This window comes from Paraburkholderia tropica (assembly GCF_014171495.1).
GTDB lineage: Bacteria > Pseudomonadota > Gammaproteobacteria > Burkholderiales > Burkholderiaceae > Paraburkholderia > Paraburkholderia tropica.
The window spans coordinates 1,404,418-1,427,200 of sequence record NZ_CP049136.1; the positions used below are offsets into that span (position 1 = coordinate 1,404,418).

Below are 22,783 nucleotides of genomic sequence, written 5' to 3' on the forward strand. Positions count from 1 at the left end.
TTGCCTGACACCCGCACGTCGAACTTTACGAGTTCGAACGTCGCTAAATCTGCTTGACATGGGCAATTTGGCTTTTTACATTCGCTTCCACTGAGGCGCGAGGTCGACTTCGTTCGATTTGCGCTTCCGCGGCAGCGTTGCCGCGCTACATATGGAAGGCTACGTAGCCCCCGAACTTGCGTCGTATGACGCCGGTTTGGGGGCTTTTTTGTTTTCTGGAGATCCAACACGATGGAGTCGTACGTCAGTGCAGATCAACAACCCGGCCGTTTCGTCGTCGCGTGCGTGCAAATGGAGCCGCATGTCGGTGCCGCGCGCGAGAACGTCGAGCGCGCGTGCATGCTTATCGAAAGTGCCGCGCGCAACGGCGCCGCGCTCGTGGTGTTGCCGGAGCTAGCCAATAGCGGTTATGTGTTCGAGAGCCGGGAGGAGGCGTATGCGCTCTCGCAACCGTTGCCGGATGGCGAGGCGGCGCGGGCTTTCGATGCGCTCGCCAGACAGTTCGGAATCCATATCGTTAGCGGCGTCGCCGAGCGGGCTGGTGAAAAGATCTATAACTCGGCGTTGCTCACAGGACCGGCGGGGCCGCTCGGCGTCTATCGAAAACTGCATCTCTGGAACGAGGAAAAGCGCTTCTTCGAGCCGGGCGACCTGGGCGTGCCGGTATTTGCCACGCCGCTTGGGCGGATCGCCATGGCGATCTGCTACGACGCCTGGTTTCCGGAGACCTTCCGTCTTGCCGCGATGCAGGGCGCCGATCTTGTCTGCGTGCCGACCAACTGGGTGCCGATGCCCTCACAGCCCGACGACCGTCCGGCCATGGCGACGACGCTGGCCATGGCCGCCGCGCACAGCAACGGCCTCGCGATTGCCTGCGCGGATCGCGTGGGCACCGAGCGTGGCCAACCGTTCCTCGGCCAGAGCCTGATCGTGGGCGGCGACGGCTGGCCGATCGCCGGGCCTGCCAGCGCCGATCGCGAGGAAATCCTCTACGGCACGATCGACGTCGCCCGCACACGCGCGGGACGCACGCTGAATCCGCGCAATCACGTCCTGCTCGACCGGCGCGTTGATCTGTACGACGCGATGCTCGGCACGAAGACCGCGCGCGGCTCTGCTTGACAGGCGAGGCCGCCACCGACAAGACGTACCGGCAAGACCGCATCACGAACCCTCCACGCATCACCACAACTACGAGGAAGCATCATGACGTCGTTCAAACGCATCATCGCTGCCGCCGTCGCGGCGGCGGCTTTCGGCGCCTGGCTGGGCGCGGCGGCGGCCGAGCCGATCAAGATCGGCGTCGCGGTCGGCCTGTCGGGCGCCAACAGCGTGGTCGCGCCGGCTGTCGTTCAGTCGTCGCAACTCGCGGTCGCCGAGATCAACGCGGCCGGCGGCATTCTGGGTCGGCCGGTGGAACTCGAAATCGCCGATGATGCGTCCGGCGCGGTCGGCGCGCAGAAGGCCTACGACACGCTGGTGTTCCAGAAAAACGTGGACGCGATCATCTCGATGGAAACGAGCGCCGCACGTAACGCCGCGCTGCCCATCGTCGCGCGCGGCAAGAAGCCGTTCATCTACACCTCGTTCTACGAGGGCCGCTCGTGCAGCCCGTGGATGTACGTGAACGGCTGGGTGCCCGAGCAGGTCGTCGCGCCGATCGTCGATTACTTCAGCAAGACGAAGGGCGCGAAGACGTTCTATCTTGTCGGCAACGATTATGCGTTCGGGCGCGGCATGCTCGACTTCACGAAGCAGTACATCGAGCAGCACGGCGGCAAGGTGATCGGCGAGGAATATCTGCCGATCGACGGCACGGACTGGACGCCGGTGCTCTCGAAGATCCGCGCGGCGAAGCCCGATGCGTTGATCAGCGCGACGGCCGGCGGCGCGCCGAACGTGGCGCTCGCCAAGCAGTTGAAGAGCGCGGGCCTCACGCTGCCGTACGGCAACCTCGCGATCGACGAGGGCACGGCCAAAGGCATGGGCGATGTCGCGAGCGGCGTCTATCTGGCGGCGTCCTATCTCACCAGCATCGATACGCCGCAGAACAGGAAGTTCAAGGCCGCGCTCGACAGCAAGTTCGGCGCGGATGCGAAGACGCCGAACGAGTTGTCGGAGCCGCAATACGAGGCGTTTTTTCTCTACAAGGCGGCGGTTGAAAAGGCCGGCTCGACGGATCCCGCGAAAGTCGTCAAGGCGCTCGGCGAGGTGTCGTTCGACGGGCCCCGCGGCACGGTGCAGATGAACCGCAGCCGCCACGTGCCGCTCGCGATGCGGCTCGGGCAGATTCAGCCCGACGGCTCGGTGAAGGTGTTGCAGACGTTCAAGGATGTGGACCCGGGCATGCAGTGCCCGAATCTCAAGTAACCGCAGGCGCGGTATCGGGCGCGCGCATTCCGTGCGGATGCGCGCGCCGCACGAGCAGGAGGCGACATGGCTTTGGCATTGGACATCGGCACGACGGCAGCGATGCTGTTCATCGTGACGGCGGGTTTGATGGTGATTTTCGGCGTCATGAAAATCGTGAATTTCGCCCACGGCGCGCTGCTGACGCTCGGCGGCTACGCGAGTTTCGTGGTCACGCAACTGAAGCTCGATCCGTGGTTCGGCTTGCCGCTCGCGATTGTCGTGGGCACGGCGGTCGGCATGGTCGTCGAGTGGATCATCGTACGGCCGCTTTACAAACGTCCGCTTGACGCGATTCTGGCGACATGGGGGCTCGGCATCGTCATCGGCCAGATTATCGTGATGGCGTTCGGCCGCGAAGTGAAGTTCGTGCCGACCTCGCTCAATGGCGCAATCTCGATCGCGGGCACGGAGTATTCGGCGTACCGGCTGCTGCTGATACCGGTTGCGCTCGCGCTTTGCGCGGCGCTGACGCTGCTGCTCTCGGGCACGCGTTTCGGCGTGAAGACGCGCGCGGTGATCATGAATGAAGATCTCGCGCGTGGGCTCGGCATTCACTCGGGGCGCATCCGTTTCATTACGTTCAGCCTGGGCGCGGCGCTCGGTGCGCTCGCCGGTGCGCTGATCACGCCGCTGTCGAGCGTGGACCCGGACATGGGCGTGGCGTGGATCGTCAGCGCCTTCATGCTGGTGATGGTATCGGGCCACTCGATGGTCAGCCTGCTCGTGACCTGCATCGTGTTCGGGGCCTGCCAGGTGCTCGTCAGCACGTTCGTGAGCCCGGTGCTCGGCGGGCTGACCATTGCGGTGCTGGCGGCGCTGACGCTGCGTATCCGTCCGCGAGGATTCGCCCATGGCTAAGTTCGACGCCTCGTTGTCCAATGATCACCGCGAAGCCGATGCGCACGCAAGCGAGGAGGCGCAGACGCATCGCCGCCGGTCATGGCGCGATCTCACGATCGTGTTCGGCGGCGCGCTGGTGCTGCTGGCCGTCGGCCCATTCCTGTTCGGCTCGTATTTGCTCAACATCCTGATTCAGGCCTTTTTCTTCGCAGCCGTCGCCGTCACCGTCGATCTGTTGTGGGGCTACACCGGCTATCTGACGTTCGGGCAGTCGGCATTCTTCGGGCTCGGCGCCTATGCGGCCGGGCTGGTATTCACGCATGCGGGATTTTCGCCGCTGCACGCGCTGCTCGCCGCAGTTTTGGCGATTGCCGTGCCGGTCGCCGTCGCGGCCGTGGTCGGATGGCTGTCCTTTTATCGGGGTGCGTCGCCGTTCTTCGCCACGGTGATGTCGCTCGTGCTGCCGATCGTGCTGAGCCAGTTGCTGCTCTCGGGCGGAACGTGGACCGGTTCGAGTTCCGGTCTTACCGGCTTCGAGACCTTCGACCTCTCGCTGGGCGCGTGGTATGGCATCGCGGGCGGGGCGCTGCTGGCGGTGGTCGCCGCCGCGTGGTGCTTCGTGCGCAGCGACGGCGGCCGTCTGCTTGCCGCGATCCGCGATAACGAATCGCGTTGCGCCTACCTCGGCATCAACACGTCGCGCATCAAGATCGCGCTGCTGGCGGTGACGGCGGCGATCGCGGGGCTCGCCGGGTTGGGATACGGCGCGTTCAGCCGGGTGGTTGCGCCCGAACTGTCGGGCTTCGTGCTGGGCACGCAATTCATCATCTGGGTCGCGCTGGGCGGCCGCGGCACGCTGTGGGGGCCGGTGATCGGCGCGCTGCTCATCAACGTCGCCAGCGCTTATTTGAGCAGCAGCATGCCGTTCGCCTGGCAGTTGATTCTGGGCGCGGCGTTCGTCCTCGTGATCGTGCTCTTGCCGCAAGGTCTCGTGCCGCTGCTCGTCAAGCCGTTGCGCCGATTCACGGCGGCCGGCGCCCGCGCACCCGCGCTGACCGAAAGCGCACCGCGCGACGCTCACGCGCCGCAAGCGGGCGAACCCGCGCTGCAGATGCGCGGCGTGGCACGTCACTTCGGCTCGCTGAAAGTGCTGCAGGGCATCGACCTGGTCGCCGACGGCGGCGAACTGGTCGGTCTGATCGGCCCGAACGGCGCGGGCAAGACTACGCTGATGCGTTGCATGAGCGACGGGGCGGAACGCTCCGCGGGCAGCGTGGCGCTGTGCGGCAGCGACATCGGCACGCTGGCGCCCGAAGGCTGCGTGAAGCTTGGGCTCGGGCGCAAGTTCCAGAATGCCAATGTGTTCGAAACGTTGACCGTTGCCGAGTGTCTGCGCGTGGCGCGCACGCTCGTCGAGCGTCCGTCGTTCGTGCGTCGTTCGCCGACGCTCGCGCTGCCGCCGTATGCGCTCGACGTCATGCGCGCGACGCAACTGGAACGCAAGCTCGACGCCGTCGCGAAGGACCTTTCGCACGGCGAACAGCAGGCGCTCGAACTGGCGATGGTGCTCGCGCTGGAGCCGCGCATCGTGCTGCTCGACGAACCCACGGCAGGTCTGACGAAAGTGGAGCGCACCCAGATAGGCGGCGTGCTGGCGGCGCTGGCCCATCGATACGGGCTCTGCTGCCTGCTCGTCGAGCATGACCTCGATTTCGTGGCCGAGGTGGCCACGCGTATTGTCGTGCTGCATCAGGGCAAGATGGTGATGCAGGGAAGTTTCGACGAAGTGGTGAACTCGGATCTCGTCAAGACTATCTACGCGGGCAGCGCGCAGGAGGCGGCATGAGCGGCATGAGTGATATGGCGCTGGACGTTCGGGAGATTACCAGCGGCTACCGGAATTCCATCGTGCTGCGCAAGCTGTCGCTGCGCATCGCGGCGGGCGAAGCGCTCGCGCTGCTCGGCAAGAACGGGATGGGCAAGACCACGCTGCTCAAGACGATCATGGGCTATCTGCCCACGCGCGGCGGCACGATTCACGTGCGCGGCGCGGACGTGACGCGGCTCGCGCCGCATCGGATCGCGCGTGCGGGCGTCGCTTACGCGCCGCAGGAGCACGCGCTGTTTCATGACCTGAGCATTCGCGACAATCTGCGGCTCGGGCTCGAACACGCGTCGACGTTCGACGAGCGCTTCGCGCAGATCGAGCCCGTGTTTCCGGTGTTCAAGGACCGCTTGCGGCAGGTTGCGGGCACGCTGTCCGGCGGCGAGCAGAAAATGCTGCTGGTCGCGCGTGCGCTGATGATGGCGCCGTCGATGATCCTGCTCGATGAAATCACCGAGGGGCTTCAGCCTTCCGTCATCGACCGGCTCGCGCAGGCGCTGCACTGGGAGCGCGAGCGGCGCGGCACGACGCTGTTGCTGATCGAGCAGAACGTGCCGTTCGCGCTGGCGGTGGCCGACCGCTACGCCGTGCTCAAGCAAGGGGCGATCATCGAGGAAGGGGACGCAAAGGCGCAGCGCGCCGCCCCCGCGATCTTCGCGCATTTGCGCGTCTAGGCATGTTCAGGCAGGTTTTGGTGTGTTCTGATGTGGCGGGGCGGTGTTGCGCCCGGCCGCCTCTAATCGGGAGAGAAGCGTCATGCAGTCCAGTTCACAGCAGTCGCCGGGGCAGCCGGTCACGGAGGCCGGCTGGCGCGTCGGCGTGCTGTACTCGCGCACGGGCGTGACGTCGGCGACCGAATCGGAGCACTTTTTCGGCACCGTGCTCGCGATCGAGGAAATCAATGCGGCAGGCGGCGTGGACGGGCGCTTGCTCGATCCGGTCGTCTACGACCCGCGCAGCGATCCCGACGAGTATCATCGTCTCGCTTCGCGGCTGCTCCAGGACGACGACGTGACGGTCATCTTCGGCGGGTCGACTTCGTCGAGCCGCAAGGCGGTGCTGCCGCTCATCGAACGCTACAACGCGCTGCTCTGGTACTGCTCGATCTACGAAGGTTTCGAGTATTCGCCGAACGTCATCTACACCGGCGCGGTGCCTAACCAGAACAGTATGCAGCTCGCCGCGTATCTGCTTCGCAATCATGGCCGGCGCTTCTTTCTGGTTGGCGCCGATTACATCTATCCGCGCGAGTCGAACCGCATCATGCGCGACATGGTCGAGCAGCACGGCGGCGAAATCGTCGATGAAATCTATTTGCCGAGCGACGCCGAACCGGCCGCGCTCGACGAAGTCGTACGGCAGATTCGCACGGCGCAGCCCGATGTGGTGTTTTCGACGCTGATCGGGCGCGGCGCGCGCAAGTTCTATCAGCTTTACCGCGAGCACGGCATCGACCCCGCGCGCATTCCGATCGCGAGCCTGACGATGACCGAGGGCGAAACGCAGATGATCGGGCCCGAGCTGTGCGGCCACCATATTGTCGCGGCCAGTTATCTGAACACGCTCGAACTCGACGGCAACCGGCGCTTTCTGGCGTCGTGGCGCGCGCGTTTCGGCGACCAGCCTGCCAGCATGTGGTCGGAGATGGCGTACAACCAGGTGCATCTCTTCGCGCTCGCGCTGGCGCGTACGAAGTCGCTCGACACCGCGAAGCTCGTGGAGGCCGTGCACGAAGTCGAATTCGATTCGCCCGAAGGCGCGCTGCGGATCGACCGCGAAAACAATCATGCGATCCTGACGCCGCGCATCGCGGTGTGCCGGCCTGACGGTGCGTTCGACATCGTCTGGGAAGGGCGCGCGCCGATCAAACCCGACCCGTACCTGATCTCCTACGGCTTCGGCGAGTTCTGGCTGGACGGAGGGCGACCATGACGACGTGGGCGCGCCGCCTGTTCGACGATTTGCGCACGCTGCGCGTGCTCGTCATTCATCCGCCTGGCGACGACCGCAACGTGCTTGACGAGCAGTTGCGCCGCATCGGTTGTCTCGTCACCGTGGTCTGGCCGTTTCCGTCGCCACTGCCGGCCGACGCCGATGTGGTGTTCTTCCTGGTCGGCGCCGACGCGCGCCGGACGGGCAACTGGTGCGCCGCCGACACGCAGGCAACGCTGATCGCGCTTTCCGATTACGAAAACCCGACCGCGCTGAAGATGCTGCTCGATACGCAGGCGCACGGCGTCATCACCAAGCCTTATCGCTCGACCGGCATTCTGAGCACGCTTGTGCTCGCGCGCGCGGCTTCGGGCTACCAGCAGCGGCTGCAAAGCAAGATCGGCAAACTCGAGGACGCCATCAAGGCACGTCGCCAAATCGAACGCGCCATGCGGATTCTGATCGATGTGCACCGGCTGAGCGAAAACGAAGCGTATGAGCATATCCGTTCGCGGGCAACGCGCCTGCGTGCGACTATTGGCGAAGTGGCGACGATGGTGATCGACGCCCATGAAGCGATGGAGAAGCTCGGTCTCGACAAACGACCCGGTTGAGCGCGCCGAGGCGCTCCATCCTTTCCGGCCGTGCCTTGCAATGCTCCGGACATCAGGGACCGGCGAGGCATCCATCTGAAGAATGTGTCAGAAAGCGGACTATGGACAACCTTGCCAGACTTGTGTCGACGGTCAGTCGACGGACCTTCAGAGCGGAAGGTCATGTTTTTGCGGTCACGCCCGAGCGAGTCGGCCTGGCCGAAGGCGTGCGTGCCGCCGTGGCGATGGCGCCGATGCTGATCGCCGCGTTGCTGCTGGCGCGTCCCGAGGTTGCGCTCGGCGCGGTGGCGGCGTTCTGGAACTGCCTGTGCGATCCGCAGGGCGAGAAGTCCGATCGCCTCAAAACCATGGGCACGTTCACGGTTCTCGGCGTGGTTGTCCTGCCGCTCGCTGCGTACCTGGCGAGTTGGGGTTATCCGGCGAGCCTCGCCACGCTGTTCGCGCTGGTCTTTCTGTGCGGGCTGACGCGCTCCTATAACGCCTCGCTTGGGCCGATGCCCACGCAGGCCGGTCTGATTGCGTCACTTGCCGTCGTGATCGGCATCGCGCTTGCCCGGCCTTGGGCTGGCGCGCTCGAACTGGGCGGATACTTCCTGATCGGCTCCCTCTGGACCATGCTGTTCTGCGTCTTCCTCTGGCCCATCCCATTCCGGCAGTCCGGCAATCTCACGCTCGCGACGATCTTCGGAAGACTGGAAGTCATGGCCGGTTTCCTGCAGGAGCGTAACTCGCTTCCCGGAACGGAAATCGCCGGTTGGGAGGGATTCGACACGGTGCATCGCCGCGGCGTACGTATGTCGATCGAGCGAGGCAGGGCGTTGGCCGCGCTCGACACGTGCAACGGATCGCGGCTCGGGGCGTTTATCGATGCCGCCGGCAGAATCTTTTCCGCGTTGATTGCGTTCGGCCACGCTCGACGGATGTCCGAAGTGCCGATGGGCGCGCGATCCCGGTCGTTGTTGCAAGGATTGCAGCAGCTATTGGCGACGCTGGGCGCGCATGCCCTGCTGGATCGCCCCTTGCCGGAGGCGGTGGTCGCGCAGTCGAAAGCGCTTTTGCACCAGTGTGCCGGTCAGGAAGACGGCGAGGCACGCGCGCTGACTTTCGCCATGAGCGCCATTGTGCGCCTCGCCGATGGCGCGACTGCGCCCGTGGAGGCCGCAGCCGCAGCCGCAGCCGAAGCCGCTGCCGCTGCCGCTGCCGCTGCGGGGCAAGGCAGCCGCGGCATCGCTCCGCTGGTCTGGCGCCATGCGTTGAGGGTGGCGGTGGCTACCGTACTCGCCTTCGCAATCGGGACGCGGTTGAACGTCGCGCTCGCCTATTGGGGAGCGCTCGCGGCAATCATCGTGACACAGCCGATTTCCGCGAATACATGGTTACGCGTGCTTGAGAGAGCGAGTGGCAGTCTCATCGGAGGCGTGATCGCCGCCGGACTGCTCGCAACGCTGGCGGGGCCGGGCGCCATGGTCTTCGCCATCTTGCCGCTGGCCGCCGCGGCCATTGCGTCGAGACTCGTGAGCTATGGATTATTTGTGGTTTTTCTCTGCCCGATGTTCATGCTGATTTCGGATTTCATTCACCCGGCGAGTGGTTTGATTGCGGCTCGCTTTGTCAATGAAGTCATTGGCGCAGTGGTCGGCGTGGCGGCCAGCTTTCTCTTGTGGCCCGAGCGCGGGAGCGACGCGCTGGCGGCGGCGACTTCGGCGGCGATTTCGGCCAATATGAAGTTTGCGTCGGAAGCGCTGCGCCAACGCAGCGGTTCGGCAGCCACGCTCGATCGATTGCAGCGCGAGGCGGGGCTTGCGAGCACCCGGCTGGAAGCGGCGCGAGAACGCATGCTGCTGGAGGGCCGTTGGCGATCCGCATCGCTCGAACGTCTGCGGGAGGTGATCGTGGCGCTGCGTTCGGTCTGCGGCGCAGCCGCCGTGCTCGAGGTGCTGCGGGAAGGCGAGCCGAGCGCATCGGATCGGCAAAGAGCAGACGGATATGAGGCGATGACGGCTCAGTTGCTCCAGGCGCTGGCGTCGCGCACCACCTGGACGGTATCGGCGGCGCAACCGGCCGTTGCCGCCAACGACGACCTCGGGCAAGCGATCCGCAGCTTCGCAACGGCAGTCAATGCTTACGCGTCCGGCCAGGCGTGAAGCGGCGGCTCACTGCCGGACCGGCGCGTAGCTCGACAGACGGCCGCGAGTTGATGGCTGGACGTGAAGCGCGAGCTGCTCGCCTACGGCGTGGACGCGGGCGCAATAGTCCTGTGTGTCAATGACTTTCGCCGATAACCGGGTCTGCCCGTTTCTGCCATTCTCGTTCAGCGCGCTCGCACGCTTTCGTCTACTCATTGCCAGACAGATACGACTATTAAAACAACTCATGCTCGGCAACCCGCAGACGCCTTACGCCGAATTTGTGCCGGCGCTTGCCCGGTCCATCTCGACGGTCTCATGTTCGGGCGCATCGTCGCCGAGGGCCGCAATGGCTCGCGTATAGCGGTTGATGGCCGGCAGCGCGGAAATACCGTGAGCCAGGATACTCAAGAGCACCGTCGCCATGACGATCAGCTTGATCGTTGTCTCGCCGGGCAGGTTCGTTTCGCCTTCGAGATAGACAAGGCCGAGCACGATCGACGCCAGCCCCTTCGGCCCGAACCAGGCCATGAAAAGCACGGTGGGCTTGCTCAGGTGCGTGCCCCGCAGTGCGAGCGCGACGGGGATCATACGGATCAGCGTGAGACTCAGCAGCGCATACGCGACGATCGCGAAATCGAACTGTTTCCAGACAAGCGTGATGAGTAATCCGAACAGGAAGAAGACAAAATAATTCAACAGTTGCCCCCAATCTTCCGTGAATTCGACGCTGTGCTTGCCGACTTCGCTGAAACCCGCCTGAGTCGCGAGGCCGGCAACGAAGGCCGCGATGAACATGCTCGCGCCGCTCGCCTCGGAAGCGAGCACGCAGGCTATGGGAAGGGCGACGACGCCGAGCTGCGTGAGCGGTACGGCCATCCACGCCTTGCGTTGCGCGAGCCCGAGCAGCCAGCCGCCGATCAGCCCGATGCCAACACCGATTAGCGTGCCGTAGCCGAGCTGTTCCATCAGGAACCGGGCCAGTACCGAGCCGCCCGCGCCAGTCTCGCGAGCCTGCGCCAACGCGATGAAAAACATCAGAAACGGAACCGACAGTCCGTCGTTCAGCCCCGCCTCGACATTCAGCGCCTGGCGAATGCGCCGCGGCACGCGCGGGCTGCTGACGATCGCCTGCCCAAGACCGGCGTCGGTCGGGGCCAGGATCGCGGCGAGAATGCCCGCTTCCCACCACGTGAGCGATCGCACGACGACCACCGCGCCGAGCATGCCGAGCACGATGGTGAGCAGCATGCCCACGGTCAGCAGGCGTACGGGCAAATTGGTGTCGCCCTTGAGCATGCGCGGGCGCACGCGGGCCGCATCCGTGAACAGTGTCATGACGAGGCCCAGTTCGGCGATCACCAGCAGGTCCTTACGGTCCATCGCGAGTTCGGTCAGCGCTTCGTGCGAAAACGACATCAGCACGCCGAGCAGCGTGAACAGGATGGGCGCGGTGATGACGGTCCGCTCAAGCCTTCGGGACACGAGGCTGTAGACAAAGACGAGCGCGAAGAATGCGGCGATGAGCATCATTTGATCGCCCCCTTGGCGAAGTCTGCAACGTGTTCGATGGCGGCCACGACCCGCGCAACCTTGCGTGCTCTGTGATTGATGGTTCCGCTGACGCAGAGAGGCAGGAGAGCCGGTGTATCGACGATTGATGCCATTCGACTGCCGTAGTGCGCCGGAACGATTGACGTGCATCAATCACTTCGCCGCCGCTTCGCCAAATGATTGTTTCGAGATCGCTGAGATGTAGTAGGCGGGATGATGGATCGATGGAGGCAGAGATGATCAAGAACGTACGTAGTGCTGAAAAGATTCGGGCTGAGATTCTGCGCCGGGTTCAGGAGAACGCGGATCTTGGCGACAGCTATCGCGAATGCACTATTTCGATTCCGCGCGCGGTCGATCCGGCGAAGAACGGCGGTTGTAATTGGGTCGTCGACGACGTCCAGGGCGTCGCGCAGGACTGCGTGGCGCCTTTGAAGGCCGTGATCGCCGAAATGATGCGCGAATACGAGCTGGCCTGAGGTGGGATGACCTCGGTGTCGGGCGGTGCCGCGTAACCAATGCTTCGGCACAGACGGTCTGACCATTCAGCGCCGATTCATGAAGCGCAGATAGAAATCACGCGACAGGGAGGGTGTGATCCAGGTCAATCGCTATGAATGCTTCTTCGCTACTGTCAATGCAGCGATAACGCGGCAAGGGCAGGCCAACTGAAGCCGAGGAGGGAACGGTGATCAAGGAAAACGAGGGTGACGGCAAGCTCCATCTCGACCGCTTCATGGCAACGCAGGCCTTGACCCGCGCTTTCTCGTGGATCAGGGGCGTGACGGCGCATCGCATGCGTTTTACCGGGGCATTTACACCGCTGCTGGCCGGCGCAGCCCAGGGACGCGGCGGCGAGGGCGAAACGCGGCTCATCGACGTTGCGGACGTAGCGGACGTTGTGGACGTTGCGCCGGCAGACGGTGAGAGCGAATTGCGGCGCGTGCGGCGGCAGAGGGCATCCGAGGTCGGCGACATGGCCGCTGCGCTTGCCCATGAGGTCTGTCAGCCGCTCACGGCGATTCTCAGCAACGCGCAGGCCGCACAACGCTTTCTCGCGCAGACCCCGCCCGCGGTCGGCGATCTGCAGGACCTGCTCGCCGAAGTCGTCGCCGACAGCACACGCGCGCACGCGATCATCCGCAAGATGCGGCAATCGGCACGATGCGAGCCGCCCGAAGCCAGTGTGATCGATGTCGGCAGCCTCGTGCACGACGTGATGCGCGTGCTGCGCCGCGAGACTCAGGTGTTTCGCGCGGCGATTGTCACGCGTATCGAGGATCACTTGCCGCCGGTGCGTGGGGACGCTGTGCAGTTGCAGCAGGTTCTCGTGAATCTGCTGCTGAATGCGCTGGACGCCGTGCACGACAGCGCTACCGAAGATCGCCGCATCAGCATCGTCGTGACGGCCACGGCCCGGCGCGACAGGGTGTGCATTGCCATTCGCGATGGAGGGTGTGGTGTCGACGCCGGCCAGTTCGTCACGCTGTTCAAGCCGTTTGTGACATCGAAGCCGGAGGGGCTGGGAATCGGTCTCTCGATCAGCCGCATCATCGTCATGTCGCACGGCGGCCAGCTCTGGGCCGAGCGCAACGCCGATCGCGGCATGACTTTTCATGTCGAGCTTCCGGCGCACGGCGAAAGCATGAGCGCATCAGTCTGAAACCGGAAAGGAGCAGACGTCATGGACAAAGCTGTTTCACGCAAGCACGCGCACAATGCAAAGGCCGCTTCGGTACCCTACAGCACGCCGGACGAGCGCGCGGCGCAAGCTCGGCTCATTCGCGATCAGGTATCGCGGTCGTCCCACTCGGGATGGAAGCTTCCAGAGCAGCGCCGCGATGTGATCGAGTTGCTCGAGGAGTCCAACACGGGCCGCTTGCCACGACTGATCCCCATCCGCTTTGGCCGGATGTCGGTCTCGCCGTTTGCCTTCTATCGAGGCGGGGCCGCCATCATGGCGGCGGATCTTGCCACGACGCCCACCAGCGGGCTGCGCGTGCAGGCATGCGGCGACGCCCATCTGATGAACTTCGGCGGCTTTGCGACGCCTGAGCGCCATGTGATCTTCGACGTCAACGATCTCGACGAAACGCTGCCTGCGCCCTTCGAATGGGACCTGAAGCGCCTCGCCGCGAGCGTCGTGATTGCAGCCCAGCATCTCGAACTGCCGTATAGCGATACCGTGCGTCTCACGACCGATCTCGTGCGCCAATACCGCGAGCGTATGCACGACTACGCCTATATGCGCGTGCTGGACGTCTGGTACGACCGCATCGATCTGCAGAAGTATCAGGACAGGCAAGGTGACCCCGATGTCATCGAGACCGCGCGCAAGCGCATTGCGCAGCGTATCGAAGCGGAGCGCCAGAAGACCGCGCCCGATTTTCTCTATCCGAAGCTCGTGACCGAGGAGGGCGGACGGCCGCGTATCAAGGACGAGCCTCCGCTTATTTTTCATCCCGATTCCGAGCTGGCGCCGGGCCTCGAGTCCGGCTATGCGGAGGCGATCGCCTCCTACCGCGAGTCTCTGGCCGAGCATGTGCGCACACTATTCGACCGGTTTCATCTGGTCGATCTCGCGGCCAAGGTCGTGGGCCTCGGCAGTGTCGGCACGATGTGTAGCGTGGGCCTGCTGCTCGCTTCCGACAACGACCCGCTGTTCCTGCAGGTCAAGGAGGCAAGGGCGTCGGTCCTGGAGCCGTATGCGGGAAAGAGCGTGCATCCGAACCACGGCCAGCGCGTGATTGCGGGCCAGCGCATCATGCAGTCCGCAAGCGATGTGTTTCTCGGCTGGAGCCGCGGCAAGAATGGGCGCGACTTCTATATCCGGCAACTGCGCGACATGAAAATGTCGGTCGTGATGGAGGCGCTCGACGCGGGCATGCTGCGTCAATACGGCCGCATGTGCGCGCATGCGCTTGCGCGGGCCCATGCGCGTTCGGGCGACGCCGCGATGATCGCCGGGTACATGGGTTCGAGCGGGGTTTTCGACGACGCCGTCACCGAATTCGCAACCGAATACAGCGCGCAGAACCGGCGAGATTATCGGGCGTTCATTCACGCGATCCGCGAGGGCCGTATCGAGGCGATGACCGAGGACTGAAGTAGGACTTTGGTCCGATTGCTCCGGACCGTCCGCAGACACATTCTGAACATCAGGCGTGCGGTGGATGAAAGGATCGCACGGCGTGCACGACGGCCGGGCCGGCGCCCACGGCGCATCCCTGCGCCCGTCACCGCCGGCGCGTGCGTCTTCCGTGCGCGAACGATTCGTTCTACCTGGCGTAGCGCCAAGGAGGAACCGTGAGCATGTCAATCAAGCGTCGCCTTCAGGTGCTGATCGCTGCGGGTGTGTTGCCGGCGAGCCTGGCGAGTGCGGGCCCGATCGCCTATCCCGCGAAGGGGCAGAGCGCGCAACAGCAGCAAAAGGACGAAGGCGCGTGCTACAGCTGGGCGAAAAGCAATACGGGCGTCGATCCCACCAAGGTGACGTCGGCGCCGCCGCCATCCGGTCCGGCTGTCGGCGGCGGCGAGCGCGTTGGCGGTGCTGCGCGCGGCGCGGCGGGCGGCGCGGTGATCGGCGCGATTGCGGGCGATGCGGGCAAGGGCGCAGCGATCGGCGCGGTCGGCGGCACGATGGTGGGCGGCGCGCGGGCGCGCCAGAACCGGCGTGATGCGCAGGCCAATGCACAGGCGCAATCGCAGGGCGCGATGGATGCGTTCAATCGCGCCTACGCCGCCTGCATGGAGGGTCGCGGCTACACGATCAAGTGAAGCGCGCCGGCGCATGCGAGAGCAGGACAAAGGAGAGTCGTAGCCGCCGCGCGATCCGCGCGCGCGGGCAGGAGTGTGCCGCGTTCCGCTGTATCGATTTCTCTCGCGGCGTTCTGGGCGTTATAGGACCAAAGCCCGATAGGTGCTTGCGATCGCAGTCGACATAATGTCATCACGTGACGCATGGCTTTTGACGGTTGCCGGAGGACGATAATGAAGCGAAGGAGTTTTGTGCTTAAGGTCGCTGTGATGGCCGCCGCCGTGGGCGCGGCCGTATCGGGTTGCAGTGTGACGACCGGCAGCGGCAAGAGCGAGGAAACCGACGCCTCGAAGCGCCAGAAGATCGACGCCGAAGTGGACGGCACCCTGTCGCGGCTCTATGCGATGGTCGGCGGCTCTCAGGAACTGGTGTCCAAGGCGCGCGGCGTGCTCGTGTTCCCGTCCATCGTCAAGGCCGCGTTCATCGCGGGCGCGGCATACGGAGAGGGCTCGTTGCGCGTGGGCGGCGCGACCGTCGGCTATTACAGCTCGGCGGCAGGGTCGTTCGGCTTCCAGGCGGGCGCGCAATCGACGGCGATCATTTTCCTGTTCATGACGCAGGATGCGCTCGACAACTTCCGCCGTTCGTCGGGCTGGTCGGTCGGCGGCGACGTGCAGGTCTCGCTCATCAAGGTGGGCGCGAACGGCAAGCTCGATACGCGCACTGCGTCTGCGCCCGTGTCCGCGATCGTGATGACCAACACGGGGCTGATGGCGGACGCCTCGCTGTCGGGCACCAAGGTCACGAAGCTCAATCTGTAGCGGCAGCAGGCTGCACGTTCGACGTCGCGGCGCGTCTCGAACGAGACGGCCGGGCCCGCCATCGCGTGGCGCGGGCGGCGGCACGGCTCGCGACGTTCTCACTCCAGACGGAGGCATTCATGCCGAAGCTCAAACTGCTGGCAGCCGTGATGGTGATCGGGCTCGCCCAGCTTGGCAGTGCGCAGGCACAAACCGACGCCGGCGTGGTGAAAACGCCCGGCAGGGCGGCCGTCGCGGCCAGTCGCACGGTGACGGCCGAGGTGCTGAGCGTCGATCCCGCGACGCGGACCGTGCGGCTCAAGCGCGAAGACGGCAAGACCTTCGAAGTACAGGTCGGCGAGGAAGCGCGCAACTTCGATCAGCTCCGGATCGGCGACAAGGTCACCATGACCTATCGCGAAGGCCTGACGGTGAGTCTGAAGAAGGGCGGAGGCGGCGCGACCTCGGTCGAGGAAACGCCGTCGCTCGAACGGGCGCCCAAGGGCGCGAAACCTGGCGGCACCATCGGCAGGCAGGTGCGCGTGGTCGCCGACGTCGTCGCGGTGAACCACAAAACCAGAATGGTGACGCTCAAGGGACCCGAGGGCGACACGGTCGACCTGAAAGTTGAGGATCCCAAAGAATTGGCGAACGTCAAGGTGGGCGATCAGGTCGAGGCGGTCTACACGGAGGCGCTGGCCATCTCCGTTCAGCCCGCGAACGCGAAATAGTGAGTGCGCCGTGCCCGCGTGCGCGGCCCGCACATGGGCGGCACCGACCTGGCTGCGGCCGCCGTTCGTCAGGCGGTGATGGCTCGGGAGCGACCCATGCCAGCACCGGTTTTGCGGTCGGGTGGACCAAATGAGCGCTTCCAGTCAATCCGTGGCGATCGTCGACGACGAAGAGTCCGTTGGGCGGGCGATCCGGCGGCTGCTGAAGTCCGCGAACATCGACGCGGTGGCGTTCGCGAGCGGTGAAGCGTTTCTCGACGCGTTGCACGCCGCGGACCCCTATCGGCCCGCCTGCGTGATTCTCGACTTCCAGATGCCGGGAATGAGCGGCATCGACGTGCAGCAGCGTCTGGCGGGCACGGGTTTGCCGGTCATCGTCATCACCGCGCACGACGAGCCGAACGTGCGCGCTCAGGCGCACGCGGGCGGCGCGCTCGCGTATCTGTGCAAGCCGTTCGACGAACTCGATCTGATCGACGCGGTGCGCTCCGTGCTCGACCGGGATCGCGACGCGTGAGCGAGTAGCCGCCATGAAACGCCAGGCCGATTTTTTCCACCGTCATGCGCCGTGCGGCCCGCTCGCGCCGCGCGCGAGCGCAGGGGAGCCGACGCCATGAAGCACGCCGGTCTGCTCCTGTGCCACGAATGCGATCTGCTGCAGCGGCGCGCGTCGTGTCCGCATCGCGGGGTGTTGCGTTGCCGCCGTTGCGGCGCGGAACTCGAACGCGATCACACCGACAGCAGCCGGCGTTCGCTGGCGCTCGCCTCGGGTGCGCTCGTGCTGTTCGTGATCTCGAATCTGTTTCCGATCGTGGGCCTGGCCGTCAACGGCAACCTCATACGGGCGACGTTGTGGGGCGCGGTCGAGGTGCTGTATCTCGATGGCATGTGGCCCATCGCGGGCCTCGTCTTCATCACGACGATCCTGATGCCGGCCACGCAGATCGTCACCTTGTTGTGGCTGCTCGTGCCGCTCGAATTCGGCCGCAAGCCGCGCGAGGCCAATCTGGTGTTTCGCGTGATGGGTGTCGCGCGCACCTGGGGCATGACCGAGGTGCTGATCCTCGGGTTGCTGATCGCACTCGTCAAGCTCTCGCATATCGCGACGGTGGTGACGGGCGTCGCGCTCTGGTCGTTCGGCGCGCTGATGGTGGTGCTGGCAGGCACGGGCGCGGCGCTCGACGTGCCCGCGCTCTGGCATCGCATTGCGCCCACGCCGGGGTTCGGGACGTGGTCCGGCGCTGCGCGCGCGGCGCGGCCGAGGCCGGATCGCGGCCTCACCGGCGCGGCCTGCGGCCTCGCGCTGTGTCCGTGCTGCGAGCTGATCGTGCGCCTGCCCGCGAGCGGCGGCGCGCTTGCGTGCCCGCGCTGCGCGACGCCGCTGCATCTGCGCAAGGCCGGCAGCCTGTCGCGCACGTGGGCGTTCCTGATCGCATCGATCGTGCTTTACATACCGGCGAACGTGTTGCCGGTGATGGACACGAGTTCGCTGTTCGGCACGCAAAAGGACACCATCATGAGCGGCGTCGTCTATCTGTGGGTGTCGGGATCGTGGCCGCTGGCGGTGGTGGTGTTCATCGCGAGCATCGCCGTGCCGATGATCAAGATTCTCGGCCTCGGCTATCTGGCGGCCTCGGCGCAGCGCGCGTCGCGATGGCTGCCGCAGGAGCGCACGCGCATCTACCGGATGATCGAGCTGGTGGGACGCTGGTCGATGCTCGATATTTACGTCGTCACGATGCTGGTCGCGCTGGTGCAGTTCAAGGCGCTCGCGACCATCAAGGCCGGTCCGGCCGCGATTGCCTTCGGCGCGGTCGTCGTCATGACGATGTTCGCCGCGAGCGCGTTCGATCCGCGCCTCATCTGGGACCCATTGGAGCGCGATCATGCCTGACTCCGGCCCTGACGGCACGCTGCCCGATCTGCCCGAGGCGAAGCCGGTGGCGGGCTCGCGCTGGCGCATGCAGATCGTCTGGCTGGTGCCGGTCGTCGCGCTGCTGATCGGCGGCTGGCTGGCCGCGAAGGCGATTCTCGAAGAAGGCCCGACGGTCACGATCAGCTTTCGCAACGGCGATGGCCTGGAGGCCGGCAAAACCAAGATCAAATACAAGGACGTCGATATCGGCATCGTGAAGTCGGTGACGCTCTCGCCCGACCACAAGCGCGTGATCGCCACGGGCGAACTCGTGAAGGACGCAACCAGCATGCTCGTCGCGAACACGCGCTTCTGGGTCGTGCGGCCGCGCATTTCCGGCGGCACGGTCTCGGGGCTCGGCACGCTGCTCTCGGGTTCGTACGTAGGCATGGACGAGGGCAATTCGAAATCGGTACGGCGCGACTTCGTGGGTCTCGAAGTCCCGCCGGTGTTTCCGAGCGATATGCCGGGCCGCGAATTCGTGCTCAAGAGCGCCGACATGGGCTCGCTCGACGTCGGCTCTCCGGTGTTTTTCCGCCGCCTCGAAGTGGGCCAGATCGCCTCGTACGAACTCGATCCGAACGGCAAGGGCGTGACCCTGCACGTGTTCGTGAACGCGCCCTACGACCGCTACGTGCGCGGCGATACGCGCTTCTGGCATGCGAGCGGGCTCGACGTGTCGCTCAGTCCCGACGGCGTGCAGATCAACACGCAGTCGTTCGTCTCCTTGCTGATCGGCGGCATTGCGTTCGAGACGCCGGACACCGACCGCAATCTGCCCGAGGTCGCCGACAACACGCCGTTCGATCTCTACGCGACGCGCGCGGAGGCGATGAAGCAGCACGACCGTATCGTCGATACCTATATCGTGACGTTCTTCGATTCGGTGCGCGGCCTGACCGTGGGCGCGCCGGTCGATTTCCGCGGCGTCGAGGTCGGCGAGGTCACGCATATCTACACGCGTTTCGATCCCGTGAAGCGGCAGTTCAGCATTCCGGTCGAGATCAGCCTGTATCCCGAGCGCTTCACGTTGCGCTACCGGAGCAACGCGCGCCAGGAACCTGGCGGGCGCCTCACGTCGTCGCCGCATGAACTCGCGGATTTCCTGATCGCCAGCGGCTTCCGCTTCCAGTTGCGCTCGGGCAATCCGCTCACGGGGCAACTGTATGTCGCGTTCGACATGTTCCCGGACTCGCCGAAGGCGAAGATCGACTGGAGCCGCACGCCGCCCGAACTGCCCACGGTGCCGCGCACGCTGCAGTCGTTGCAGGATTCGCTGACGCGGCTGCTCGCCAAGCTCAACGGCATTCCGTTCGAGCAGATCGGCACGCAGGCGCAGCAGACGCTGCAAAACACCAACGAGGTGATCGCGCGGCTCGGCAGCGACGTGGTGCCGGAAGCGCAGGGCACGCTGTCGTCGGCGCGCACGGCGCTCGACTCGGCCAACTCCGCCTTGCAGCCCGACACGCAGCTTCAGCAGAACACCAGCGACGCCATGCGCGAACTCGCTCGCACGGCCGCATCGATGCGCAATCTCACGGACTATCTGGAGCGGCATCCGGAAGCGGTGGTGCGCGGCAAACCCGGAGACAAGCCGTGATGCGCGCCACCGCACGGACCGGCTGCGCGAGCGCACTGATTGCGCTCCTTGCTTGTGCGGGCTGCGGCTCGCCGACGCCGGACTTTTACGCGATGCACGGCGACGCGCGCATGGACGCGGCGCCGGTGGCTGCGACGATGTGCATCGTCGTGAGTCCGGTGACGGTGCCCGATCTGGTCGACCGGCCGCAGATCGTCACGCGCACCGCCGACAACCGCATCGAGCTGAACGAGTTCGCGCGCTGGGCCGAGCCGCTGAAAGCCGATATCGCGCGCGTGATCGCCGACGATCTCGCGCAGCGTCTCGCGACGGCGCGCGTGTCCGTGTTCGATGCGTGCGCGGGCGCGTTGCCGCAGTGGTCCGTGCGAGTCGACATCGTCGGCATCGACAGCGTGCCGGGCGACGCGGTGACGATTGCCGCGCAATGGGCGGTGCGGCCGCCGGCGAAAGGCGCGATGGTGTTCGGGCGCAGCCTGGCCCGCGAGCCGCTCGACAGCCACGATTATGGCGCGCTCGTGGCGGCGCACGAGCGCGCACTCGGCACGATCAGCTCGGAGATCGCGGCGGCGATCCGCGCGGGCATGCGGCAGTGAGCCGCGCCGCTCCGCTCCGCGTAGTGTCGTGTGGTGCCGCGCAGTGCGGTGTACTGCGGTCTCGCATCCTGTGCTGATTCTCGAACCTGAACTATTCTTGGCATGACAGTGATGCCGTTCGAGCGTGGCCGCACGCCGCATCGCGCCAACCTGCGCGCCGATCCGGCCTCCGCGCAACGTCACGCCGACGCCGCGCGGCACGATCCATCCAGCCTATGCCCACTCAACCCTCAGGTCTCGACAACGAGCTTTCCGCAAGCGCGGCGCACGGCTGGGCAAAGTGGTTGCCGGGCCTCGTCGCGCTCAGGCGTTACCGCTTGAGCTGGCTGCCGAGCGACGTCGCCGCGGGGCTGGTGCTGACGACCATGCTGGTGCCGGTGGGCATCGCCTACGCCGAGGCGTCCGGCGTGCCAGGCGTCTACGGGCTCTACGCGACGATCGTCCCGCTGCTCGCCTATGCGGTGTTCGGCCCGAGCCGCATCCTCGTGCTCGGTCCCGACTCCGCGCTCGCCGCGCCGATCCTGGCTGTCGTGGCGGCGGCCGCGGGCAGCGATCCCGAGCGCGCGATCGCGGTCGCCAGCATGATGGCGATCGTGTCCGGCGCGTTCTGCATACTCATGGGCCTGTTGCGCCTGGGCTTCGTGACCGAACTGCTCTCGAAGCCGATTCGCTACGGCTACATGAACGGCATCGCCATCGCGGTGCTGATCAGCCAGTTGCCCAAACTGTTCGCGATCTCCATCGACGAAGGGGGGCCGCTGCGCGACCTGTTGAGCCTCGCCACGGCCATCGCCGGCGGGCAGGCCAACTGGGTCAGTTTCGCGGTCGGCGCGGGCAGCCTCGTGGTCATCCTCGTGCTCAAGCGTTTCGAGAAGGTGCCCGGCATCCTGATCGCCGTGGTGCTCGCGACGCTCTGTGTGAGCGTGCTGCATCTCGACGAGCGTGGCGTCAAGGTGCTCGGCAAGATTCCACAGGGCTTGCCGACCTTTGCGGTTCCGTGGGCGAGCGGCGTCGATCTGATCAAGATCGTGCTCGGCGGCTGCGCGGTCGCGCTGATTTCCTTCGCCGACACCAGCGTGCTCTCACGCACCTTTGCCGCGCGCTATCGCAGCCGCATCGATCCGAGCCAGGAAATGGTGGGGCTCGGCATCGCGAATCTGGCAGCAGGCTTTTTTCACGGCTTTCCGATCAGCAGCAGTTCGTCGCGCACGCCCGTCGCGGACGCGGCCGGCGCGAAGACGCAGTTGACGGGCGTGGTGGGCGCGCTGGCCGTCGCGCTGCTGCTGCTCGTTGCGCCGAACCTGATGCGCTATCTGCCGACGAGCGCGCTCGCGGCGGTGGTCGTGGCGGCCGCGATCGGCTTGTTCGAAATCGCCGATCTCAAGCGCATTTACCGGATCCAGCAATGGGAGTTCTGGTTGTCCATGGTGTGTTTCGCGGGCGTCGCGGTGTTCGGCGCGATTCCGGGCATCGGCATCGCGGTGGTCATCGCGATCATCGAATTTCTGTGGGATGGCTGGCGGCCGCATTTCGCCGTGCTCGGTCGTGTGGAAGATGTGCGCGGTTATCACGACATCGCGCGCTATCCGCAGGCGGTGCGCATTCCGGGGCTGCTGCTGTTTCGCTGGGACGCGCCGCTGTTCTTCGCCAACGCGGAGTTGTTTCAGGAGCGGCTGATGCAGGCCGTCGACGAATCGCCGACGCCGGTGCGCCGGATCGTCGTGGCCGCCGAGCCCGTGACGAGCGTCGACGTGACGTCCGCCGACATGCTGCGCGAATTGATCGAAGCGCTGAATCGACGCGGCATCGCGCTGCATTTCGCCGAGATGAAGGACCCGGTGCGCGACAAGCTCAGGCGCTTCGAACTGCTCGATCTGCTCGGCGATACGCACTTTCATCCGACCGTGGGCAGCGCGGTCGACGCCTGGCTCGGCGACGCGGGCCGCGATCCGGCCGCCGGACAGGTGAAGCAGCCCGCGCCGTGACTGGCGCGCAGGATGTGATCGGTGCGATCGCCGACGACA

At 65.6% G+C, this 22,783-nt stretch carries 20 protein-coding genes; 19 read left to right on the forward strand and 1 reads right to left on the reverse strand.

All coding sequences use genetic code 11. From position 1 onward, the window contains the following. Window positions 1-231: 231 nt before the first annotated feature. The 8 genes from G5S35_RS29825 to G5S35_RS29860 all read left to right on the forward strand — a co-directional run bounded on the left by G5S35_RS29825 (window position 232) and on the right by G5S35_RS29860 (window position 9,827). Window positions 232-1,122 (forward strand): nitrilase family protein, encoded by an 891-nt coding sequence (locus tag G5S35_RS29825; protein WP_183039686.1) that lies wholly within the window; start codon window positions 232-234, stop codon window positions 1,120-1,122. A gap of 84 nt (window positions 1,123-1,206) precedes the next feature. Next, a complete protein-coding gene (locus G5S35_RS29830; protein ID WP_074983528.1) occupies window positions 1,207-2,370 on the forward strand; it encodes a substrate-binding protein in 1,164 nt (387 codons plus the stop codon). 66 nt (window positions 2,371-2,436) lie between these two features. Continuing rightward, window positions 2,437-3,270, forward strand: a complete 834-nt coding sequence (locus G5S35_RS29835; protein WP_065062444.1) for a branched-chain amino acid ABC transporter permease — start codon at window positions 2,437-2,439, stop codon at window positions 3,268-3,270. Further along, window positions 3,263-5,098: an ABC transporter permease subunit gene (locus G5S35_RS29840; RefSeq protein ID WP_183039687.1), complete on the forward strand. Its 1,836-nt coding sequence runs from the start codon at window positions 3,263-3,265 to the stop codon at window positions 5,096-5,098. The genes G5S35_RS29835 and G5S35_RS29840 overlap by 8 nt, the downstream gene beginning before the upstream one ends. A 5-nt stretch (window positions 5,099-5,103) precedes the next feature. Continuing rightward, window positions 5,104-5,811: a branched-chain amino acid ABC transporter ATP-binding protein gene (locus G5S35_RS29845; RefSeq protein ID WP_183040045.1), complete on the forward strand. Its 708-nt coding sequence runs from the start codon at window positions 5,104-5,106 to the stop codon at window positions 5,809-5,811. Between the two features lie 82 nt (window positions 5,812-5,893). Further along, complete coding sequence (locus G5S35_RS29850) at window positions 5,894-7,069, forward strand: transporter substrate-binding domain-containing protein (protein ID WP_074983532.1); 1,176 nt, start codon at window positions 5,894-5,896, stop codon at window positions 7,067-7,069. Next, complete coding sequence (locus tag G5S35_RS29855; RefSeq protein ID WP_183039688.1) at window positions 7,066-7,683, forward strand: ANTAR domain-containing response regulator; 618 nt, start codon at window positions 7,066-7,068, stop codon at window positions 7,681-7,683. The genes G5S35_RS29850 and G5S35_RS29855 overlap by 4 nt, the downstream gene beginning before the upstream one ends. Window positions 7,684-7,784: 101 nt before the next feature. Continuing rightward, window positions 7,785-9,827 carry an FUSC family protein gene (locus G5S35_RS29860; protein WP_183039689.1) on the forward strand — a complete coding sequence of 681 codons (2,043 nt, stop codon included), beginning with the start codon at window positions 7,785-7,787 and terminating at the stop codon, window positions 9,825-9,827. Between the two features lie 252 nt (window positions 9,828-10,079). Here G5S35_RS29860 and G5S35_RS29865 read toward each other — a convergent pair whose 3' ends face one another. Further along, the gene (locus G5S35_RS29865) at window positions 10,080-11,513 is read right to left on the reverse strand and encodes a cation:proton antiporter (RefSeq protein ID WP_237181598.1); all 1,434 of its coding nucleotides are present in this window, start codon (window positions 11,511-11,513) and stop codon (window positions 10,080-10,082) included. A gap of 74 nt (window positions 11,514-11,587) precedes the next feature. Between G5S35_RS29865 and G5S35_RS29870 the strand changes: the two genes are divergently transcribed. From G5S35_RS29870 to G5S35_RS29920, 11 genes are all read left to right on the forward strand, one after another. After that, window positions 11,588-11,842: a hypothetical protein gene (locus G5S35_RS29870; protein ID WP_237181599.1), complete on the forward strand. Its 255-nt coding sequence runs from the start codon at window positions 11,588-11,590 to the stop codon at window positions 11,840-11,842. Window positions 11,843-12,051: 209 nt separating this feature from the next. After that, complete coding sequence (locus tag G5S35_RS29875; protein WP_183039690.1) at window positions 12,052-13,026, forward strand: sensor histidine kinase; 975 nt, start codon at window positions 12,052-12,054, stop codon at window positions 13,024-13,026. A 21-nt stretch (window positions 13,027-13,047) separates the two neighbouring features. After that, window positions 13,048-14,469 (forward strand): DUF2252 domain-containing protein, encoded by a 1,422-nt coding sequence (locus G5S35_RS29880; RefSeq protein ID WP_183039691.1) that lies wholly within the window; start codon window positions 13,048-13,050, stop codon window positions 14,467-14,469. Window positions 14,470-14,675: 206 nt separating this feature from the next. Beyond that, window positions 14,676-15,140: a glycine zipper domain-containing protein gene (locus G5S35_RS29885; RefSeq protein ID WP_065062427.1), complete on the forward strand. Its 465-nt coding sequence runs from the start codon at window positions 14,676-14,678 to the stop codon at window positions 15,138-15,140. Between the two features lie 213 nt (window positions 15,141-15,353). After that, the gene (locus tag G5S35_RS29890; protein ID WP_065062425.1) at window positions 15,354-15,941 is read left to right on the forward strand and encodes a BPSL1445 family SYLF domain-containing lipoprotein; all 588 of its coding nucleotides are present in this window, start codon (window positions 15,354-15,356) and stop codon (window positions 15,939-15,941) included. Between the two features lie 119 nt (window positions 15,942-16,060). Next, a complete protein-coding gene (locus tag G5S35_RS29895) occupies window positions 16,061-16,651 on the forward strand; it encodes a hypothetical protein (protein ID WP_065062538.1) in 591 nt (196 codons plus the stop codon). 130 nt (window positions 16,652-16,781) lie between these two features. After that, on the forward strand, window positions 16,782-17,168 hold the full coding sequence (locus G5S35_RS29900) for a response regulator transcription factor (RefSeq protein WP_065062423.1): 387 nt from the start codon (window positions 16,782-16,784) through the stop codon (window positions 17,166-17,168). A 96-nt stretch (window positions 17,169-17,264) separates the two neighbouring features. Then, window positions 17,265-18,545: a paraquat-inducible protein A gene (locus tag G5S35_RS29905; protein ID WP_176079995.1), complete on the forward strand. Its 1,281-nt coding sequence runs from the start codon at window positions 17,265-17,267 to the stop codon at window positions 18,543-18,545. Then, window positions 18,538-20,166, forward strand: a complete 1,629-nt coding sequence (locus G5S35_RS29910) for a PqiB family protein (protein WP_065062419.1) — start codon at window positions 18,538-18,540, stop codon at window positions 20,164-20,166. The genes G5S35_RS29905 and G5S35_RS29910 overlap by 8 nt, the downstream gene beginning before the upstream one ends. Continuing rightward, window positions 20,166-20,759, forward strand: coding sequence for a PqiC family protein (locus tag G5S35_RS29915; protein ID WP_065062418.1), 594 nt, complete (start codon window positions 20,166-20,168; stop codon window positions 20,757-20,759). Before G5S35_RS29910 ends, G5S35_RS29915 begins: the two co-directional genes overlap by 1 nt. 215 nt (window positions 20,760-20,974) lie before the next feature. Beyond that, complete coding sequence (locus G5S35_RS29920; RefSeq protein ID WP_183039692.1) at window positions 20,975-22,744, forward strand: SulP family inorganic anion transporter; 1,770 nt, start codon at window positions 20,975-20,977, stop codon at window positions 22,742-22,744. The last annotated feature ends 39 nt before the right edge of the window (window positions 22,745-22,783 follow it).

What these genes read in the sequence shown, in the direction of transcription:
- G5S35_RS29890 (WP_065062425.1), top strand. Translation starts at nt 15,354, where the DNA reads ATGAAGCGAAGGAGTTTTGTGCTTAAGGTCGCTGTGATGGCCGCCGCC.
- G5S35_RS29845 (WP_183040045.1), top strand. Translation starts at nt 5,104, where the DNA reads ATGAGTGATATGGCGCTGGACGTTCGGGAGATTACCAGCGGCTACCGG.
- G5S35_RS29880 (WP_183039691.1), top strand. Translation starts at nt 13,048, where the DNA reads ATGGACAAAGCTGTTTCACGCAAGCACGCGCACAATGCAAAGGCCGCT.
- G5S35_RS29855 (WP_183039688.1), top strand. Translation starts at nt 7,066, where the DNA reads ATGACGACGTGGGCGCGCCGCCTGTTCGACGATTTGCGCACGCTGCGC.
- G5S35_RS29915 (WP_065062418.1), top strand. Translation starts at nt 20,166, where the DNA reads ATGCGCGCCACCGCACGGACCGGCTGCGCGAGCGCACTGATTGCGCTC.
- G5S35_RS29835 (WP_065062444.1), top strand. Translation starts at nt 2,437, where the DNA reads ATGGCTTTGGCATTGGACATCGGCACGACGGCAGCGATGCTGTTCATC.
- G5S35_RS29885 (WP_065062427.1), top strand. Translation starts at nt 14,676, where the DNA reads ATGTCAATCAAGCGTCGCCTTCAGGTGCTGATCGCTGCGGGTGTGTTG.
- G5S35_RS29865 (WP_237181598.1), bottom strand. Translation starts at nt 11,513, where the DNA reads ATGCACGTCAATCGTTCCGGCGCACTACGGCAGTCGAATGGCATCAAT.
- G5S35_RS29825 (WP_183039686.1), top strand. Translation starts at nt 232, where the DNA reads ATGGAGTCGTACGTCAGTGCAGATCAACAACCCGGCCGTTTCGTCGTC.
- G5S35_RS29910 (WP_065062419.1), top strand. Translation starts at nt 18,538, where the DNA reads ATGCCTGACTCCGGCCCTGACGGCACGCTGCCCGATCTGCCCGAGGCG.
- G5S35_RS29850 (WP_074983532.1), top strand. Translation starts at nt 5,894, where the DNA reads ATGCAGTCCAGTTCACAGCAGTCGCCGGGGCAGCCGGTCACGGAGGCC.
- G5S35_RS29860 (WP_183039689.1), top strand. Translation starts at nt 7,785, where the DNA reads ATGGACAACCTTGCCAGACTTGTGTCGACGGTCAGTCGACGGACCTTC.
- G5S35_RS29905 (WP_176079995.1), top strand. Translation starts at nt 17,265, where the DNA reads ATGAAGCACGCCGGTCTGCTCCTGTGCCACGAATGCGATCTGCTGCAG.
- G5S35_RS29870 (WP_237181599.1), top strand. Translation starts at nt 11,588, where the DNA reads ATGGAGGCAGAGATGATCAAGAACGTACGTAGTGCTGAAAAGATTCGG.
- G5S35_RS29900 (WP_065062423.1), top strand. Translation starts at nt 16,782, where the DNA reads ATGAGCGCTTCCAGTCAATCCGTGGCGATCGTCGACGACGAAGAGTCC.
- G5S35_RS29840 (WP_183039687.1), top strand. Translation starts at nt 3,263, where the DNA reads ATGGCTAAGTTCGACGCCTCGTTGTCCAATGATCACCGCGAAGCCGAT.
- G5S35_RS29895 (WP_065062538.1), top strand. Translation starts at nt 16,061, where the DNA reads ATGCCGAAGCTCAAACTGCTGGCAGCCGTGATGGTGATCGGGCTCGCC.
- G5S35_RS29830 (WP_074983528.1), top strand. Translation starts at nt 1,207, where the DNA reads ATGACGTCGTTCAAACGCATCATCGCTGCCGCCGTCGCGGCGGCGGCT.
- G5S35_RS29920 (WP_183039692.1), top strand. Translation starts at nt 20,975, where the DNA reads ATGCCCACTCAACCCTCAGGTCTCGACAACGAGCTTTCCGCAAGCGCG.